Annotated in this window: 21 protein-coding genes and 3 pseudogenes; 16 read left to right on the top strand and 8 right to left on the bottom strand. The window is 41.3% G+C overall.

Features of this window, described 5'->3' with window-relative positions; all coding sequences use genetic code 11:
- Position 1 precedes the first annotated feature (1 nt).
- Both BAR153v2_RS01635 and BAR153v2_RS01630 read left to right on the top strand, forming a co-directional pair.
- Positions 2–1,078: a major capsid protein gene (locus tag BAR153v2_RS01635; protein WP_078680027.1), complete on the top strand. Its 1,077-nt coding sequence runs from the start codon at positions 2–4 to the stop codon at positions 1,076–1,078.
- Between the two features lies 1 nt (position 1,079).
- A complete protein-coding gene (locus BAR153v2_RS01630; protein WP_078680026.1) occupies positions 1,080–1,430 on the top strand; it encodes a hypothetical protein in 351 nt (116 codons plus the stop codon).
- A gap of 33 nt (positions 1,431–1,463) precedes the next feature.
- Here BAR153v2_RS01630 and BAR153v2_RS01625 read toward each other — a convergent pair whose 3' ends face one another.
- Complete coding sequence (locus BAR153v2_RS01625) at positions 1,464–2,306, bottom strand: hypothetical protein (protein ID WP_078680025.1); 843 nt, start codon at positions 2,304–2,306, stop codon at positions 1,464–1,466.
- Between the two features lie 386 nt (positions 2,307–2,692).
- Here BAR153v2_RS01625 and BAR153v2_RS01615 point away from each other — a divergent pair.
- Together BAR153v2_RS01615 and BAR153v2_RS01610 are read left to right on the top strand one after the other, a co-directional pair.
- Positions 2,693–3,423 (top strand): annotated as a pseudogene (locus tag BAR153v2_RS01615) (antA/AntB antirepressor family protein).
- Positions 3,420–3,698 (top strand): hypothetical protein, encoded by a 279-nt coding sequence (locus BAR153v2_RS01610; RefSeq protein WP_078680024.1) that lies wholly within the window; start codon positions 3,420–3,422, stop codon positions 3,696–3,698. Before BAR153v2_RS01615 ends, BAR153v2_RS01610 begins: the two are co-directional and overlap by 4 nt.
- Positions 3,699–3,768: 70 nt before the next feature.
- Here the strand turns inward: BAR153v2_RS01610 and BAR153v2_RS01605 are convergent, their stop codons facing one another.
- Both BAR153v2_RS01605 and BAR153v2_RS07490 read right to left on the bottom strand, forming a co-directional pair.
- Complete coding sequence (locus tag BAR153v2_RS01605) at positions 3,769–4,086, bottom strand: type II toxin-antitoxin system HicB family antitoxin (RefSeq protein WP_078680023.1); 318 nt, start codon at positions 4,084–4,086, stop codon at positions 3,769–3,771.
- Positions 4,076–4,216: a hypothetical protein gene (locus BAR153v2_RS07490; RefSeq protein WP_244548614.1), complete on the bottom strand. Its 141-nt coding sequence runs from the start codon at positions 4,214–4,216 to the stop codon at positions 4,076–4,078. The genes BAR153v2_RS01605 and BAR153v2_RS07490 overlap by 11 nt, the downstream gene beginning before the upstream one ends.
- 179 nt (positions 4,217–4,395) lie before the next feature.
- On the opposite strand from BAR153v2_RS07490, the gene BAR153v2_RS01600 reads away from it, so the two are divergent.
- Genes BAR153v2_RS01600 through BAR153v2_RS01565 form a run of 8 tightly spaced genes read left to right on the top strand, consistent with a single transcriptional unit; the run spans position 4,396 to position 12,650 of the window.
- A complete protein-coding gene (locus tag BAR153v2_RS01600; RefSeq protein WP_078680922.1) occupies positions 4,396–4,944 on the top strand; it encodes a hypothetical protein in 549 nt (182 codons plus the stop codon).
- The gene (locus BAR153v2_RS01595) at positions 4,925–5,614 is read left to right on the top strand and encodes a phage baseplate assembly protein V (protein WP_078680022.1); all 690 of its coding nucleotides are present in this window, start codon (positions 4,925–4,927) and stop codon (positions 5,612–5,614) included. Before BAR153v2_RS01600 ends, BAR153v2_RS01595 begins: the two co-directional genes overlap by 20 nt.
- Positions 5,611–5,952, top strand: coding sequence for a GPW/gp25 family protein (locus BAR153v2_RS01590; RefSeq protein ID WP_078680021.1), 342 nt, complete (start codon positions 5,611–5,613; stop codon positions 5,950–5,952). Before BAR153v2_RS01595 ends, BAR153v2_RS01590 begins: the two co-directional genes overlap by 4 nt.
- Complete coding sequence (locus BAR153v2_RS01585) at positions 5,949–6,773, top strand: baseplate J/gp47 family protein (RefSeq protein WP_078680020.1); 825 nt, start codon at positions 5,949–5,951, stop codon at positions 6,771–6,773. The genes BAR153v2_RS01590 and BAR153v2_RS01585 overlap by 4 nt, the downstream gene beginning before the upstream one ends.
- Positions 6,773–7,879: a phage tail protein gene (locus BAR153v2_RS01580; RefSeq protein WP_078680019.1), complete on the top strand. Its 1,107-nt coding sequence runs from the start codon at positions 6,773–6,775 to the stop codon at positions 7,877–7,879. Before BAR153v2_RS01585 ends, BAR153v2_RS01580 begins: the two co-directional genes overlap by 1 nt.
- 1 nt (position 7,880) lies before the next feature.
- Positions 7,881–11,024, top strand: a complete 3,144-nt coding sequence (locus BAR153v2_RS01575; protein ID WP_078680018.1) for a DUF4815 domain-containing protein — start codon at positions 7,881–7,883, stop codon at positions 11,022–11,024.
- Positions 11,025–11,036: 12 nt separating this feature from the next.
- On the top strand, positions 11,037–12,455 hold the full coding sequence (locus tag BAR153v2_RS07630) for a Bgr_08870 family protein (RefSeq protein ID WP_078680017.1): 1,419 nt from the start codon (positions 11,037–11,039) through the stop codon (positions 12,453–12,455).
- Between the two features lie 9 nt (positions 12,456–12,464).
- Entirely contained in the window at positions 12,465–12,650 is a 186-nt protein-coding gene (locus BAR153v2_RS01565) for a hypothetical protein (RefSeq protein ID WP_078680016.1), read from the top strand.
- On the opposite strand, the gene BAR153v2_RS01560 is transcribed toward BAR153v2_RS01565, so the two are convergent.
- Both BAR153v2_RS01560 and BAR153v2_RS01555 read right to left on the bottom strand, forming a co-directional pair.
- Positions 12,637–13,833, bottom strand: coding sequence for an RNA-guided endonuclease TnpB family protein (locus tag BAR153v2_RS01560; RefSeq protein ID WP_078680015.1), 1,197 nt, complete (start codon positions 13,831–13,833; stop codon positions 12,637–12,639). The genes BAR153v2_RS01565 and BAR153v2_RS01560 overlap by 14 nt on opposite strands.
- Complete coding sequence (locus tag BAR153v2_RS01555; protein ID WP_078680014.1) at positions 13,830–14,453, bottom strand: IS607 family transposase; 624 nt, start codon at positions 14,451–14,453, stop codon at positions 13,830–13,832. Before BAR153v2_RS01555 ends, BAR153v2_RS01560 begins: the two co-directional genes overlap by 4 nt.
- Before the next feature lie 50 nt (positions 14,454–14,503).
- On the opposite strand from BAR153v2_RS01555, the pseudogene BAR153v2_RS07480 reads away from it, so the two are divergent.
- Together BAR153v2_RS07480 and BAR153v2_RS01545 are read left to right on the top strand one after the other, a co-directional pair.
- Positions 14,504–14,602, top strand: a pseudogene (locus BAR153v2_RS07480) (plasmid maintenance system killer); the annotation flags it as partial.
- Positions 14,603–14,612: 10 nt separating this feature from the next.
- Positions 14,613–14,921: a HigA family addiction module antitoxin gene (locus BAR153v2_RS01545; RefSeq protein WP_078680013.1), complete on the top strand. Its 309-nt coding sequence runs from the start codon at positions 14,613–14,615 to the stop codon at positions 14,919–14,921.
- Between the two features lie 81 nt (positions 14,922–15,002).
- Here the strand turns inward: BAR153v2_RS01545 and BAR153v2_RS01540 are convergent, their stop codons facing one another.
- From BAR153v2_RS01540 to BAR153v2_RS01530, 3 genes are all read right to left on the bottom strand, one after another.
- Positions 15,003–15,254 (bottom strand): type II toxin-antitoxin system Phd/YefM family antitoxin, encoded by a 252-nt coding sequence (locus BAR153v2_RS01540; RefSeq protein ID WP_078680920.1) that lies wholly within the window; start codon positions 15,252–15,254, stop codon positions 15,003–15,005.
- 174 nt (positions 15,255–15,428) lie between these two features.
- On the bottom strand, positions 15,429–15,950 hold the full coding sequence (locus BAR153v2_RS01535; protein ID WP_078680012.1) for a Rha family transcriptional regulator: 522 nt from the start codon (positions 15,948–15,950) through the stop codon (positions 15,429–15,431).
- Between the two features lie 305 nt (positions 15,951–16,255).
- Positions 16,256–16,474 carry a hypothetical protein gene (locus BAR153v2_RS01530; RefSeq protein ID WP_143245202.1) on the bottom strand — a complete coding sequence of 73 codons (219 nt, stop codon included), beginning with the start codon at positions 16,472–16,474 and terminating at the stop codon, positions 16,256–16,258.
- A gap of 31 nt (positions 16,475–16,505) precedes the next feature.
- Between BAR153v2_RS01530 and BAR153v2_RS01525 the strand changes: the two genes are divergently transcribed.
- Both BAR153v2_RS01525 and BAR153v2_RS01520 read left to right on the top strand, forming a co-directional pair.
- Complete coding sequence (locus tag BAR153v2_RS01525) at positions 16,506–17,741, top strand: phage tail sheath subtilisin-like domain-containing protein (protein WP_078680010.1); 1,236 nt, start codon at positions 16,506–16,508, stop codon at positions 17,739–17,741.
- Positions 17,741–18,180, top strand: a pseudogene (locus BAR153v2_RS01520) (phage major tail tube protein); the annotation flags it as partial. The gene BAR153v2_RS01525 and the pseudogene BAR153v2_RS01520, both read left to right, overlap by 1 nt.
- Positions 18,181–18,197 lie beyond the last annotated feature (17 nt).

The raw sequence follows: 18,197 nt of genomic DNA, 5'->3' as shown, positions 1-18,197 counted from the left end.
CATGGATATGAATTTTTTTAAACATGATGCTTTCTCAAGCATCACAATGATGAAAGCCATTGAAAACTATGAGTTTCAACCTGGTCTTGTAAGCTCTCTCAATCTTTTTGAGGAAGTTGAAACCAGCACCACAGTGGTTGGTATTGAACGGCGTGATAATACATTTTCGCTTATACAAACAAGTGAACGCGGAGCACCTTTAGCAGAAGGTGATAGAGATGGCAGGAACCTTCGCTTTTTCAAAACAACACGGATTGCCAAAAGTGATACGGTGAAATCAGAAGAAATCCAAAACCGGCGTGAATTTGGCACAGAAGATCAGTTAGAGACAGCAATGAAATATATTGCCAAAAAACAAAAGAAACTGATTTCTGAAATCGAATTAACATGGGAGAATATGCAGCTTGGCGCCGTTCAAGGTGTTGTCCTTGATGCTGATGGTTCGGTGATTGTCGATTGGTACAAGGAATGGGAAATCACCCCACCAAAGCCGATTGACTTTAAACTGAACAATGAAACAACCAATGTTGCTGACAATGTTGATCGGGTTATTATGAGGATGATTGAGGCTTCAAATGGGGCATTTTCTGATCGTTCACGAATTATTGGGCTTTGTGGGAATGAATTCTTTTCCAAGTTAAAAAACCATAAAACAATTCGTGAAACCTATTTAAACACAGCCTTAGCACAGACACTCAATAGCGCAGGAGGTGTTGCGACACCAAGTGCCCTTGGCTCGGGGAGCTTTGGCAGTTTTGATTTTGCGGGTGTGACCTTTATCAATTATCGAAGCATTCACAACTATAATGTGAGTGCGAAAGCTGGAACAAAACGCGCCATAGGAATTAAGCCTGATGAATGTCAATTCTTTCCTGTTGATGCGCCTGGTGTATTCCAAAAAACCTTCGCCCCTGGCGAAAGCTTGGATTTTGCCAACACGGTTGGAAAACCTCTCTACACAATGCTGATAGTCGACCACGACCGTAATGCATGGGTGAAACCTGAAGTGTACAGCTATCCGCTTTACATTTGTACACGCCCTGAAATGTTGTTCAAAGCCGTAATTGGAGCGAAATAACATGCGATGGCACGGGCTGCTAAACCAAATGGTTAAAGATGTGCGCAACACCTTTGGGCAGCCCATCATCTACACGCGAAAGGACAGCCAGCAATCTTTTCGTATCACAGCGATTTACGGCATTAAGCATTCGGAATCGGACGCCGGTGGCAGAATCCCCACGACAATTCCCAAAAAGGAACTTGATCTTTGCATTAATGACATTGGAGGCTTACCACCAAAACCGGAAGATAGTGTTATTGTGATGGCTCCTGAAAACACTGAAAATGCCTCTCAAGAGCACTTCACTGTCACTGATGTCCAAGCCTCTGAATCCGGTATGTATAAACTTATTTTGCGGGAGATAAAATAGTGATGTACATTTATACGATATACTACTTAAAAATCAATAAGGGCGCCCAAGAGCTCTTACCACTGCAGCAAATCTGGGAGTAGCGGTGAATTTGTAGTTCCATGGTATACCAGAGCGGCGATTAACCCGACATCCCTCATATGTGATGTCTACTGATGCAATTCGCGTCCAAGTAGTTCGTTCATTCTTTTCAGAGCTTTCAAACACAATAGCTTGATCGGTTACCAAAAGACGCCCACGTGCTACAACTACCATTTGTTCTATTTTATTTACTCTACGTTTACCAACAAAATTAGCATATTCTTGAACTCCCAACAGTTTTTCATTAGGTGCTAGACGATAATCATATTCACTTGCATCAAGTTCTTGAAACATTTCACATGCTTCGGAAAAATTAAAGGGAGGGATATCTGGTTGTAACATCGCAACTTGTTGTTCAAAATGTTTTTTGCGTCTGTATAGACAATAATTATATAAAGCGGAACCTGTAGAAAAAGTGAGGATTATTAACAACCCCCATCCCCAAAAACCTAACCCATCATTTTCATCTGATTTATTGTCTTCAATGGAGGTAACTTGCTTATCGGTATTCTCAGCTGGTACCTGAGTCACGCTTTCGTTTTGAGTAGCAACATCTATTGATGAAGTCGAGGAGGAGATAACAATTTCGTTATTGTGTGCAACTTGTTCTGATCTGTCTTTGTGTACAGAAGCCCCTACTATTGCAGAGCCGATAAATAATAAAGCTCCAATACCAAGAGTTTTCAGTCCGTTTTTCCGCCATTTCTTTATACATACTAAAACGAGTCCGACAACCATCATTGGCAATGATAACAAGCACACGATCATTGCAATTATATTAAGGGTATCCAGCATTACCTCCCCCTCCGCTATAAATAAAAAAGTAAAGCCGGAAAATTAAAGTGAGTCGATAAATAAAGTAAAGATACGTTCATTACATTTTTAGAAAAAAGTAATATTACTGCTTGACATTATAATAGGAGTATGAATAATCGAATCAGGTGCCTAAGAAACACCTTAGAAAATACCAAGCGGATGGACTACCGATATAGTTTATTTTCCGCACATTAAAGGCTTTGACTCATTGTATGTTACGCGCATATAATGACCTTGTCGGGTGTGGTTATGCCATAAAATACCCTTTGGGGAAAAGCGTAACGACGGACTTGGTACCGTGTTTCTTAGCGCCCGGCATTTCTCTGGAATGCCATTAAGAAACCTCTATTACCAAGGAGTTCATAATGAACACTCTTATTCCGATATCGGAACAAACTGTTGGACAGGAAATTGTTCAAACAGTAAATGCACGTGAATTGCATGTATTTTTAGAAATAAAAGCTCGCTTTAATGATTGGATTAAAAATCGCATTAAAGAATGTAAATTTCAGGAAAATATAAACTTTATAACGCTTACTAAAAATTTAGTAAGCGGTGGAAAGGTAAAAGAATACCATATTACATTAGACATGGCTAAACACCTTTCCATGATCGAGCGTAATGATAAAGGACATGAAGCACGTCAATACTTTATCAAATGTGAACGGCTTTTGAAACAAGTAGCTGCATCACAAGTTGACTACTCTAAACCCGAAGCATTGCTGGGAGTCTTGAATCACTTACAAAATCAAATTGAACAAAAAGATCATGTTATTTCTGAGTTAACACCAAAAGCAAAAGCACTTGAAGGCTTAAAACGCTCTGATGGTTTGTTTGGTTTGATAGAAGCAGCAAAGATGCTTGAAGTACGACCAAAAGACTTAACCGATTACTTGCGTAAACATGATTGGGTGTATCGGCGTGCTCCGGGGCTCCTCTATTACCTTATCAAGATAAAATCAAGAAAGGATTCATGGATTGTCCTGCTATCACCATTCAAAGACCGGATGGTACAGAAAAGGTGCTGCCTTCAACAAAAATCACATCCAGAGGATTGGCATGTTTGAGAGAACAAATCTTTGGGGGTGTGCAATGAAGTGCAGTGTAGATTTCTTATGCGATTTGTGGATGGCATTGTTTAAGCTTTCTAACCATCGAGGCATTGGAGATGAAGAGTGTAATGCACTGGTTGAGGTTATGGAATCGGTCGTAGATGCTCTGGTTTTAAAACTTCAAGATGACGTGCCGAATATTACAAAGATTTTGGCAATTTTGACAGATTTTGGAGCTTCAGAACTTCCATATCGTATGGATTCTTTGTTGCGAACTTATGAACCAAATTTGGAACCTCCCATTAAAAAGGTTGCTTAAGTAAAAATCCCCCTTCCCCATCTCTAAAGGTGGGGAGGTGGTTAAAGACGAATATGTATCAAAAGGGAAATCATAGTTTAGAAGAAATATATCTGTTTAAACTCACACCATTTTCGGCAGCTTGAATTGCAAGTTTTCTATGGAGTTCTGGTGGTATTCTTAATTGAAACTTACCACTATATTTACCATGCGACAATGGCACAGGAACTTCTTCTCCATTGTGTTGCATGTCCTCAACAACTTCTGAAACAAGGTCCATAATGCCTTTTAAAGCTTTCTCTGCTCGAGCATCTAACCATGTAAGGGATGGAAATTCTGCACACAATCCGACATATTCCTCATCTTCTTGCGACCACAAAACACGATATGTATAATGATTATTGTTCATGTTTCATCCTTTCTATCGCTTGTAAGACTTGTTTGACCTGATAAGCTTTTGCTTTGTTACCAGAATCTTTTTGAATATTCACACGAAGATCACCAAGCCACGGTGTTTTAAAAAAAGTGGCTTGTACCATTGTTCCTCGGTTCTCCAAAAAAATATACACATACAGCCAACAAATCGGAAAACTTGATGTTCTTTGGTGATGCTTTCATCAAGCTGATTATTTTTGCAACTTTATTACTCATAACCAATACTAGTATCATTATTAATACTAGTAAATCATTTTATACACTTAATTGGACAGGAGCTTTTATGCACCCCAGAGAAACGATTAGGGAAAGCTTTGTTGCGTTGATCAAAGCAGCAAAAACAGCTGCTGGTGACAATGTTTTTAATATGCGTGATTTCAACTTTTCCGTTGAGAAAATGCCGGCCATTAATATCTCAACACAAAGTGAAATCATTGAAGATGGATATGATTATGGAGTAAGGCGGCGTATTTTAACAGTAGATGTTGAATGTTATGATACACGAGAAGATGGAGCGCGTTTTGTTGATCAACTAGCATGGGAAGTGGAGGAGATTTTCTATGCCAATCCCAATCTCAACAACACAGTTGAGACATGCCGCCTGCAAAATATTGCTTTTGCCTTTGGAGATAATGGCGCTCTAGCACTCCATGGTGCAATTTTAACCTTTGAAGTCACTTACATGACAAATATCCCCAACATGGATGAAGACGAAGGCAGTGTAACAGCAAGACTCGTTGAACCTTTTCTAGGTTTTGAACCGAAAACAGGTGTGAAAAACAAAGACAAATATCATAAAATTGAGGTTACTCATGTTAGAGCGGCGCGATAAAGAAATCACAGATCTAAAGAGACGTGTAGCCAATATGGTTATGGTGGGCAAGATTAGCCATGTCGACCATAAAAATGCACGCTATCGGGTTAAAAGCGGTAATCTTATCAGTGACTGGATTCCAGACACACAAGCCCGCGCCGGTAAAACACGCTCTTATGAAGGACGCGATGTTGGAGAGCAAGTGGTTGTTCTCTCGTCATCAGGAGATTTATCACAAGGTGTAATTGTTGGCTCCATTCATACAGATGCTAATCAAGCAGCCGATAACGGCAGCATTCACCGAACTATATATCCTGATGGAACCAGCCTTGAATATGATGATGAACAAAACAGCTATAGCATTCACATCAAGTCAGGTGGAAAGTTTATCCTGACAATCGCTGATGGCGTGTCACTAAAAGGTGAAAATGGCAAACTAGAGCTTACCGCGCTGGATGGCATAAAGATTGTTTCAGAAAACGATATAAGTTTAAACGCAAAAGGCAACATTTCTTTGAAGGCAGATAGTGGCGTTTCACTGAATTCGAATGATAGTATTTCTTTTCATTCTGGGAATAATATTTCCATTAATTCAAGTAACTTAAAGCATAATGGTACCAATATTGGAAATAGCCATATTCATGGTGGTGTTTCCTCTGGCGGCTCCATGACAGGAGGTCCAAATTGAACAGTGGAATGGACCGCACAACAGGAAAACCCCTATCTGGTATCGATCATTTGCGTCAGTCGATTATTGACATCTTGTCAACACGCATTGGCACGCGAGTCATGCGACGTGATTATGGTTCACGTATTGCGGAATTGATTGATGCGCCATCCAATAATGCCTTTGCGGTTGCTCTTTATGCCGCCGTTGCTGAAGCTTTAGACAAGTGGGAACCGCGTTTTAAACTGAAAAAAATAGATTTTAAAAGAGTTGAAGATGGAAAAATATCCTTGTCCTTTGCGGGCATCTACTTGCCATCAGGCAAGCCCATTACCATGGAAGGAGTGCTGATACAATGAAGAACCTTTCCAATCTCGAAATCATCTCAGAACTTTCCTTTGAAGAAATCCGAGCAGCAAATATTGAACATTTAAAAGAGCTTTTGCCCCGATACATTCTTCTTGAAAGTGACCCAGCAGTCAAAGTCATTGAAGCTTTTAGCTACCGAGAACTGCTTTTAAGGCAGCGTATTAATGAAGCAGCACGCAATAATATTCTTGATTTTGCAACTGGTGAATCCCTTGATGCTTTGGGAAATTGGCATGGTATTGCCCGCATGGAGGATGAAAGTGATGAGAGATATCGTGAACGTATTCGACTTCATGCACGTGGTGGCAAAACGAGCGGAACAGAACCTTATTACAAGCTTATAGCTATGTCAGCGGATAACCGTGTTAAGGATGCGATTATTTATCGCAAAGGCAAAGATCCAACTATCTACGTTGCTCTTTTTGGCAAAAATGAAGAAGGAACAGCTTCTGAAGATCTTATACAAACAGTCTCACAAGCACTTCACAGAAAAAATATCATCATGACTAATGATACAATCATTGTTCACGCTGCTGTCAAAAAAGTAGTGGATTTGGAAGCAGATGTTTGGCTGTTACCAGAAACATCTTTGAAAATTCTCATGCAAATGGAAGAAAATTTAAGAGCAGCATGGAAAAAAGAACAAGCCATTGGTCGTGAATTAAGTCTCTCGTGGTGGATTTCAAAACTAATGATTGCTGGTGTCCAGAAAGTAAGTGCCATTGCACCAACGCAAGACAGTGCAGTTTGTGATGAAGAAGTTTTAGCAATTGGAAAAATCACCTTAAACTTCAAAGGTCGTGCACGCTAATGGTTGGCTCTTTACTCCCAACCAACGCAACAGAATTTGAAAAACGCCTCGCTGCGGCATGTGATTTTCATCAAGATGTGGACAGTTCTATTTTGGGGATTTCACAGACAAAATTGATCACACGCCCTCCCCGCTTTTTACCATGGCTTATTGAAGAATATGGACTTGGAGAACTTACTCCTTATTTTCCAAACCTCTATGATTTGATTGATCAGGGGCTTCAATGGCAGCGGGTACGCGGCTCCCTTGCGGCAATAGAGATGGGGCTTGAATGGCTAGGGATTTCGGCACGTTTTACGCCCGCCTGGACAGGGCGAGTATGGTGGAATTCCTTTCAACTCTACTTTGATCGATTGCCTGAACGGAAAAGCCTTGAAGCCATTGAAGCAATCACAGACCTTTCCAAAAGTTTGCGCTCTGATTTTCGCCGTAGTGTTTATGGTTATGACGTTGAGGCAACCGAGGGCAATATGTCACGCCTTGATGACAGCATGTTGGAGTATGAGAGCGGTGTTAGGTTAACAGTTGGGGGCACTTTTTTTTCCTTTGGGCACACAACAGAAATTAATCACACGCTGGAAAAAGAAGAAGGCAGGCTTATTGGCAATTGGATAGATGATGGGGATGGAGAATTAAGCTTCGACCAAATTGATTACCCATGGGACATGGCAAACTTTCCGTGGTGTTCGGTTAAAAAACATGAACGCGATATACTGATGGCAGAGTGGTTTCATGGCCGCACGCTTTATCTCGTATTAAGAGACACTCAAAATGCCGTGATTGGCACTCGCAGATGCTATGCTGTAGCGCCTGTCGAACAGGCTTTGGATGGTGTATACAGCCATTCAGGCGGCAGATTTCAGCCCTCCCCGATGGGCACAGCGCTTTTTCTAGCAGCACGTACAGACTTTCAGGATGTTGATGGGAAACAAGCAGCATTTGTTTCCATTCTCGTTCATGCTTCTCCAAAACAAGACGTCCCTCTTGGCAAGCTTTGGTGTAACACCAATGAACTGAATGGTGGTGTGGAGATACTCAAAACAGCCGTTAACATCCCTTTGCGCGCTGATGTTCGTGAACAATTCAAGATTTTATTGAGGTTTTAACATGAAACATGAAAGTGGCTTGCCGTTTGCAATTGACAGATCTATCGGCAAAGATGAACAACAAAGCGTTGTGTTTTATGGACAACGCCCTTTTCTGCAAAGTGGTGAGTTGAATGAAGTTCAAACCATCATAAGAGGTCGTCACAATCGTTTAGGGCGCCTTGTTGCCAAAGAAGGAGACCGTGTTGAACGAGCAGATGCGTTTGTCGACAAAGATACGCAAACAGTAACTTTAACCGACGGTAAGATTTTTATAGCCGGTGATATTTTCCCTATTTCACCAACCGTTCTCAACAATGTTTCCATGATTGGACGTTTGGAAATCGGTGTGAAACTGCAAAAAAGCTGGAATACCCATGAGGATGATCCGGAACTCTTGGGGCAAATTCCAGGGACCTTAGCAGAAGGAGAACCCGGTGCTGCCCGTGAGATTGCAAAGCTTGTTTGGGCTCTGAAAGATGATGGACAGCAAGGAACGTTTTTTCCTGTCTACATTTTGCAAGATGGTGTTCTCATTGATCAAAAATCACCCTCACTACTTGAACCGGCCATGCAAGCCATTGCCACTTATGACCGCGCTCATGGGCATTATATCGTGAGTGGATGCCGTGTGAGCGCTTTAGGATCAAACAACAGTTGCCAAATCTTTAGCATTCAAGAAGGGGAAGCCAATATTAATGGTTTTAAACGCAAACGTTTAGCAGCTTTGCGGCATGAGGAACTAGAAGATTTCTCGACAAGCGTTGTTCCTAGTGAAACGCATATTTTTGCACCTCAAAAAGGAAAAACAAGCTTTACTTTTAAACCCTATTATTCTCCTATTGCCGATATTCAGTCTCTTTTATTAACAAAAGAAAAGACCGTTAACATCACCCGCGGTGCGGTTGCCGCAGGGCGTGATGGTGTCCCTGATAAAAGCATCACCTCTTTCATCAAAGTCGTTCAGGGAAGCAAGGAATTTAAAGAAGACACAGATTTTAAGAAAACAGGAGATACCATTGATTGGGCACCCATGGGAGATGAACCTGCTCCGGGAAGCACCTACAAAGTGACTTATCGTTACCGTGCACCAATAACCGCTGATAAGGTAACAGCACAGGAAATTACCGTCTCAGATGGTGCTGATAACGGTGATATTATCGTCAGTTACACTTATAAATTGCCACGCATTGACCGCATAGGACTGAATGCAGGAGGCGATGTGGTTTATATCAAGGGCATTTCGGCAGACCAACCCATGGCACCAAGTGTTCCTAATGATGTCTTATCCCTTGCAACCATTCGCAATAATTGGCTTGAAATGCCGCTTGTTGTCAATGACGGGACGCGCGTTGCACCTTATGATGAGATGTGGCGCTATTTTCAACGCGTGCTTTCGCTTGATCGATTGATGCAATTAGAGCGTATTAAAAGCAATGTCGACTCTAAAGAGCCTGTTGCTAAAAAAGGCATGTTTGCGGATCCATTTCTAGATGATAGTTATAGAGATGAAGGCTTTAAACAAACCGGCGCTGTAGGCAATGGCATTCTACAACTCGCCATTGACCCAACATTCTATACTGCTCCTTTAAAAGCGCCTGTCACCCTTGACTGGACAAATGAAATCATCATTGCGCAAGAGTTGATAACGGCTTGCGAAAAAATCAATCCTTATCAAAACTTTTCTCCTTTGCCTGGAACAATCACTCTTACCCCCGCAACAGACTTTTGGCATGAACAGCGCACCGATTGGCTCTCAAGTGTGACCAATCAACTCAATATGGGGCAAAACCGTGGGAGAAGCATCCGTAAGACAGAAATCAGTGATGATTTAGTGCATGCAACCCAAGAGCAAATAGACTTTTTAAGGCAAATTACATTGAACTTTAAGATTGAAGGTTTTGCCAAAGGAGAAATCTTAGAAAGCCTTACCTTTGATGGTGTTAATGTCTTGCCAAATAGCCGCCTTGTTGCTGACTCTAAAGGTATGCTCGAAGGAACTTTTACCATTCCTAAAAACATTACTGCTGGCACAAAGAATGTTATCGCACAGGGTAAAGGTGGTACAATTGCAACAGGTCTTTTTACCGGACAAGGTGTGATTGATGTGAAAGTGATGCGGCGCACCACCACAGTAAAAATATGGACAAAAGTGGACCCACAAGCACAAGTCTTTACTCCTGATGAAACACGACAAATCACAGAAATTGATTTCCATCTTTGTAAAATTGGTAATCCTTCGCATGATTTAATGATCGATTTGGTTACCACTGAAAACGGCTATCCCACCTCCGATATTCAAGCCCAAACATCCTATCCTATGAAAGGTGCAAAAACCGGATGGGCAAAAGCACGCTATGATGTTCCCTTATTAATCCCCGATGATCGTCTGACCGCTTTTGTCATTAAAACTGATGATGGTGACCATTCTGTCTCACTGGCCAAACTTGGTGATTTTGATGCAGAGAGCCAAAGATATGTCTCAAGTCACCCCTATGTGACGGGTCCACGCTTTTCGTCTGTCAACGCACAAAGCTGGACAGCCCATCAAGATGAAGCCTTAGCATTTCGAGTGTTAGCAGCCCGCTACACACAAACAGAAAAAACCGTTCCTTTAGGTGAGTTTGATCTTGTTGACTGCTCTGATTTGCAAATACGCGCAGCTATTGAATTACCTTCAAGTCAGTGTTCTGTTATCTTTGAAATTGAACGCAACAACGGCACAATTTATCAACTCCTGCCATTTCAATTGCTTAATCTTACTGAATATATCAGTGAAAAAGTTCACCTCCGCGCCATTCTCAAAGGCACGGAAAAGCTTTCACCCGTGTTATTTGCTCCTGTTCAATTAATTGCAGGAAAAGTTCATAAAGAAGCAACCTATATCACCAGGGCTTTTGCCTTTGGTGAAAAGTCAAGGCTTACCAGCTATATCAAGACCTTTTTGCCAGGAGGTTCATCCTTTACACTAGAGATGCAACTGGATGACGGCGCTTTTATCCCTTTGGAACTAGACGAAACAGAACAGTTATCGGAACCTCTTTGGACAGAGCGCAAATTTATCAGTGATGATAAATCAGCACAACAAGCGCGCCTCAAACTCACACTCACTGGTGGACCTGCAGCACGGTCCATGGTGTGTGATTTTGGTACCGGCATATTATGATGGAGAATAGACATGACCAAAACCAAAAAACTCAACATGGAATTGCCAAAGGAAGGACGCTTTATCAGTTCTGAATTCCCCATCTTGCGGGAAAACTTAAGAAAAATTGATCAAGCCATTGCCGATGTTGAGGAAAAGATAGACGAAAAAGCGCCTTCAAAACACACGCATAGCATAAATGATGTCGCAGATCTTGAAGCAACCCTCAAAGGCAAGATGGCAGCGGATAAAACCTTCTCATTTGCTGATTTAAGCGATATCGAGGGTGCACAAGATGCAGCTAACAATTATGTGCTCTACAAATCAAGCAATAATAATTTTACCTTTGGTAGCGCAATATCCCTGTTAGGCATGCATCAACATAAAACCGAAGATATCGTTGGTCTTGATGACTTTAGAGCCAAGATCAATGAAGACCTCACAGCCTATGGGCGTTTAGCACAAGCTAATGAGTGGCAAAATGATAACAAATTTAACAACAAAGTGACTATGAGTGGTGATGTGGAACTCACCGGCAATTCCTCGCTTAGCCTCACCCATAACGGTGAAGTGGTTACAAGTTTAAGCACAACGGAAAGCAAGCTTAAAGGACCGCTTAAAGTCGATGGTGAAGCTGTTTATACGAAAAGTGAAATAGATAAATTGATGGCTTTATTCACCAAAAAACCTGTCGAAATCCTCATGACAGAAAGCGGAGACATTCCATTACCCGAAGGTGTCACTGATGACACAGAAATTGAAATATGGGCTTGGGGTGGCGGAGGAGGAGGTGGTGGTGGTTGTGGTGGTTATAGCGGTGGCGGAGGTGGTGGTGGTCAATGCGCTCGTGTAAAAATCAAAGGATCAGATCTAAAAAAATCGGCAAAAGCACTCATTGGTCGTGGTGGTCGTGGTGGTGAAGAAAAAACAAATGGTAGTGGTGGTGGTGCTACAGTTATTAAAGAAATTGTTCAAGCAGGAGGAGGTGGAGGTGGTGGCGGGGAAACCCTCCGCGCAGCTGGTAAAAAAGGAGGTGGTGGTGATGCAGGTTATCTTAAAACAGCTGGCTTAGGTGATGGTGGAAGAGGAGGAGAAGGCGGAATACTTGATAGTGACAAGACACTTTCTGTCAGTTCTGTCTTCTCTGGTGGAGAAGGAGGTGTTTGTAAGAGTAACGGTGGGAATTCGGTTTTTGGAGGAGGAGGTGGTGGTGGCGGTTCTAATTTATACTCAAAGGAGGATATTCATTACGAGACACTTGGTGGAGAGAGCTATAAAGGAGGTGACGGTGGTGGTGGCGGCGGAGGTGGTGGTACGGGTAATAACCGTGCTGGTGGAGGAGGTGGTGGTGGCGGTTATTTTCGTGGAAAAGATGGTGACCGATACAAGAAAGGCAGTAAAGCCGGCGGAGATGGCGGAGATGGAGCTATCTTGTTAAAATTTTTTATCTAGGAGATATTCATGGAATATGCAGTTGTTGAAAATGGTGTGGTAACAAATATTATCGTCGCATCAGAAAATTATGTTCACGACTTTGATGGCGAAGCAATTCGGTCAAAGGAAGCACAAATTGGTTGGATTTACAAAGATGGGCAATTTTTCCCGCCGTTCTATCAAACTTATGTAAATATGATCATTTCTGATTAAATATACTGTTGATTTCCTGCTTCTTTGAGGCTGGTTTCACCAAAGTCACAAGACGTTGGTCAGAGCCTTCCTCTCCACAGGCTGACACGGTGGAACTCACCGCCAAGTTTTTTAAATTAATCGCGGCATTAATGTCTCTATCATGGTGTGTACCACAATGAGAACATCTCCACTCACGTATGCTAAGAGGTAACTTTTCAGCCTTACATCCGCAATGATGACAAATCTTACTGCTCGCATACCAACGATCTGCAATAATAATCTGTCGACCATAACGTACTGCTTTATATTCCAATTGACGGCGAAACTCGAAAAAACTTTGATCTGCAAGAGAACGCGATAAATGCCGATTTTTCAGCAAACCTTTTACATGAAGATCTTCCAGACAAAACATCCCAAAACGCTGAACTAAATCTGTTGTAACCTTATGCAAATGATCTGTTCTGATATTACTTATCCGTGCATGAAGCTTAGCGAGTTTTTGTCTTTCCTTATAACGATTACTCGAGCCTTTTCGCTTACGACTTAGCCTTCGAGACAAGCGCCGTAAACGATTTAGCAAAGCCTTATAAGGTTTAACACCTCCTATGGTCTCTCCTGTCGAAAGCGTTGCAAGTGCATTAATGCCTAAATCAATACCAACAATAACTTGGTTCTCGTTCAGTGGCTTTTGATTATCTGTTTCAACACTAAGACTTACAAACCACCTATCTGCTTTACGGCTAATGGTTGCTGACAAGATCTTTCCTTGAAATCGCAAGTGTTCTCGCAGACGAACCCAACCAAGTTTGGGAATTCTTATCTTGGAACCTTGCAACTGTATTTGATCATTGGTTAAAGTAAAACGATCGTGCACTCCTTTCTTTCTAAAAGTGGGATATCGGCTGCTCCCTGAAAAGAAATTCTTAAAAGCCACACCCAATTGAATAATGGCCATTTGTGGAGCATTTTTAGTAACTTCCATCATCCATGGAAAGTGTTCTCGTTTTAGAGAATTGAATTGTCTACGGAGCGCATAATCATTAGGCTTTGGTAAATTATTATCTTTCTTCCATGCTTCATATTGATGCTGCCATTCTTTTAGTGCCCAATTATAAGCAAAGCGTGCACAACCACTAGCTTGAGCCATATAGCTTCGCTGTTTATTGTTTAAGTCTAGAGCTATTTTGTGAGCAACAATCATTGCGAGGCCTCTACAGCTTGACGAACATTCTCTAATAACCTTTGATTTTTTCTCGAACGACTTCCATAAAGACGAGCACTAAAGACAGTAATAATTTCTAAAACATCTTTGGCTAAATCTTCTTCAAAACTGCTTTCTTCCCCCCGATTAAGAATGACAACCTCAACTTGTTTGGCTTCACAAATGGCGAAGACCAATTCTGCACCAAAGCGCAATAAACGATCTTTATGTGTAATCACCAAACGACCAATTTCATTTTCAATGAGAGCATCCAATAAACGTTTAAGACCTTTTTTACGATAATTCATCCCTGATCCTAAATCAGAAATGAGTTCATAAGTCCAACCTTGGCTTGCACAATAAAGCTCGAGAACCTGTTTTTGTCGCTCTAAATCGTCTTTTTGATCATGGCTCGATACACGTGCATAAGCAATGGTTTTTCTTTGTGACAGTTCTCTCGAATGAAAAAGCTCAGGTCTCAGCTTGGATAGGTCATAACGCCGGTGTCCTCCTACTGTATGCTCAGAAATAATCTTGCCTTCACCTTCCCAACGACGTAAAGTACTAATCGAAACACCTAAAACTTGAGCTGCTTTACCTATCCCAACAAATCTATCCATAATGAATATTATTACACATATATAACAAGATTACAAGTCAGCTGTTAAAGCCCACCCGTTACACTATCCATGTTAACGGACCATGGTGTATTACCTTTGAATTTGACTCATGTAATGCTTACCGTGTTGATCTTGAACAATATCACTAAGGATACAGTTATGAATGACATTCCTGCACAAAGAGGTAAAAACCGTTGCCCTACTCATCCAGGAGAAGTTTTAGCAGAAATTATTCCTGAAACTGGCAAAACGAAGACAGAAATTGCACAGATGCTTGGTATATCACGCCAACATCTTTATGATATTCTAAATGCAGAAAAACCTATCTCCCCTTCTCTTTCGGCTTGTCTTGGCAAAATGTTTGGAAATGGAGCAGCCATATGGTTACGCATGCAAGCCAATTATGATGCGTGGCATGCTGAACGTGAAACAGATGTTAGCAAAGTTCCAATACTCCACGCTGTTTGATCTCCTCCTCACTCTGAAGAGAAAGAGACGATGTTTTATGGAATGCTGGATAAATAGTAATATCTAACAACATCCTCTGCTTTAAACATGTTCATCACTATTCAAAATGTCATCTAAACCACGATCTAAATCGTCTAATATATTTTGCGATGCATCTGCATAAACAAAAGATTGTGCGCCAGAACGCGCTTTTATTAATTCATTATATAAATCGACAGGAAGCATAACGATTTTTTCACGTCCTCGCTTTGTTAAAGTTACAGGTGCAGACATAGCCTCGTCTAAAATATCGCCTGCCCCGCGGTTTACATCTGTAAAACTATATTTTTTCATAGGCATATCCTATCCTTAATGTATAATACGTATTATACGTATAATGTGTATTATGTAAAGATATTTCATGCTAATAGCATAACCACACCCGATAGGGTCATTATATGCGTGTAGCATATAAGGAATACATACCTCCCCGCTTTTGAAACGAGGAGATAAAATTATATTGTAGGTCTAAGCTACTTTTACAATCGGATTTGCTAAGACTCGCTTAGCTTCTTCAACAAGCGTTTTATAATGTTTACTCTCTTCTGCTAATGTAAAGGCTTTTACAAGATGCATGTGAAGCGGTCCATAAATGTAAACAGCTTTTTCAGTAGCTCCCATCTCATCCCAGTTGCTTGGAAAATCAAATCGTGTATCACGGTCATTATCAATTAACTGGTTTTTTAAATCATAGAAAGCTTTAACAAGTGCTTTTTTGAATGAACGCACCATATCATTGTTACGCATATAGGTCATGAGTAAGGTTGCTTGTGGTTCATTAAGGATAGCAACTTCTCTCTTTTGACCACCTTTACCATCTCTTTTACTCACTTGGATTTCAAATCCAAGTGAACCAAACTCTTCAAAATCCTTACGATTATTGCGTACTAACTGTATAACTGTTTTATGTGTATTCCCCACACCCTCTGCAATTTTTAGAGAAGTTGTGACTGCAATACCATCTTTGTTGATTGTCACTAAATTGTTCATGATTAACTCCTAATGGTTTTAATGTTTTCAATTGACACTCCAGTAAGAGTGCCGGGCGTTGAAAACACGGCCATTAGTCCGTCGCTATGCCTTCCCCTCGTGAGAAGGTGTTGTATAGCATAGCTACACCCGACAAAATCGTTATATGCCAATAATAGCATAAAAGACAATCAGTATTTTAAAGGCATGGGAAAGATCTTACGTGACCTATCCGCTAATGGTTTAGTGTTTTCAGCACTTGTGATTCGATTAACATGAGGGTTTATTAGTGTCAATATGCTTTTAAAAAATTATTTCACATACTGCTATTCCAAAGGGTAGCATTTCAAATGCGACCCTTTGCTATTCACTCGCATTTCAAATGCGAGTGAACAAAAATCCTCAAAATCCTTACGATTATTGCGCACAAGTTTGATAATTGTAGCATGACTGTTTCCTACACCTTCAGCAATTTTCAAAAAGGTTGTGACAACAATAGTCGTTCTCAAAAGCGGCATTTCGCCTTTCATTTTTTTCACATTCACTTCATTAGCCACTCATTTAAAGGAGCATAAAATGGCAACAAGTTTTCTACACGGTGTTGAAGTTGTCGAGGTTGACGATGGCACCCGCCCTCTTCGTGCAGTTCAGTCTGCTGTTATTGGAATTGTTGGCACAGCGCCCGATGCAGATGAACAAGTCTTTCCTCTTAACACACCGGTTCTGGTAGCAGGCTCTCTTTCACAGGCAGCAAAACTGGACAAAACAGGCAAACGCCGCGGTACTTTACCCAATGCTCTTGATCTTATTTTTAAGCAAGTGGGAGCAATTGTTGTTGTCATCCGTGTGAAAGAAGGTGACAATGAAAACGCAACACTCACCAATATTCTAGGCGGTGTAAACGAAAATGGAGCCTACGAAGGTGTTCATGCTTTCATTGGAGCACAATCTGTTGTGGGACAAACACCACGTATTCTGATTGCTCCAGGCTTTACACATCAACGCCCATCCAGTGTGAGTATTGAAGAAAATAGAACTGATGCGACAGCTAAAGCCGAAATCAGTACCACTTCTAACCCTGTAGCGGCAGAACTCATTGGCATTGCGGAACGTTTGCGCGCAATTGTGGTGATTGATGCACCAAACACGACAGATGAAGCGGCCCTTAGCACAGCAAAGGATTTTGATTCAAAACGCGCCATTCTTATTGATCCATTTGTAAAAGTTAATCGTAATGGTAAAATCTTAGAAGAACCAGCAAGTGCAGCTGTTGCTGGTGTTATTGCTAAAATTGATTTTGTAAATGGCTTTTGGCATTCACCTTCAAACAAAGTAATCAATGGCATTGTAGGAATTGCCCGCCCGATTGATTTTTCCATTGGTGATAGATCAAGCCGTGCCAACCTTCTCAACGAAAAAAACATCACAACAATTATCCGTGAAAACGGTTATCGTCTTTGGGGCAATCGCACCCTTTCAAGCGATACAAAATTTGCTTTCTTATCGGTGGTGAGAACCGCGGATATGATCAATGACGCTATTTTGCGCGGACATCTATGGGCAGTTGATCGTAACATCAAAAGGACATACCTGAACGATGTAAGTGAAAGCGTCAACGCTTATTTACGTGATTTAAAAGCGCAAGGTGCCATTCTTGGTGGGCGCTGTATACCTGACCCAGAGTTGAACACAGCAAGCGCTATTCAAGACGGCCGAGTCTATTTCAATGTGGAATTCACCCCAACCACACCAGCAGAACACATCACATTCCGCTCACAAATCATCAATGATTACCTAGAGGAGATTTTTTAATGGCCATACCCGTTTTACCAAGAGTTTTGAAATATTTTAACATTTTTGTCGATGGCATTCCCTATCAAGCAAAATGTGAAAGCGTAACATTACCGAATTTGAATTTGGTTGTTGAAAGTTATCGCGGGGTGGCATGGACAACTCCATTGAAATTGATCTTGGCCTTGAAACTCTCACGCTTACCATGACCATTTCTGATTGCTCTCCAGAGTTGATGGCACTGTTAGGACGCACTGATGTTGACATCTCATTACGTAGTTCAATGCAAGCACAAGGGACACCAGCGGAAGGTGTTGTCATTACCATGAGAGGATTATGCAAAGGCTTTGAAATGGCAGAATGGCAACCAGGGAGCAAAGCAACATCCACAGCTACCTTCACATTACAGTATTTTAAATATGTCCAGAAGGACGTTGAAATTGTTGAGATAGATGCCCTCAACTTGATTAGAACATT

Origin of the sequence: Bartonella sp. AR 15-3 (genome assembly GCF_002022445.1) — a bacterium.
Classification (GTDB): Bacteria; Pseudomonadota; Alphaproteobacteria; order Rhizobiales; family Rhizobiaceae; genus Bartonella.
The sequence above is the reverse complement of the archived record's forward strand: the minus strand, read 5'-3'. Positions and strand labels throughout refer to the sequence as shown.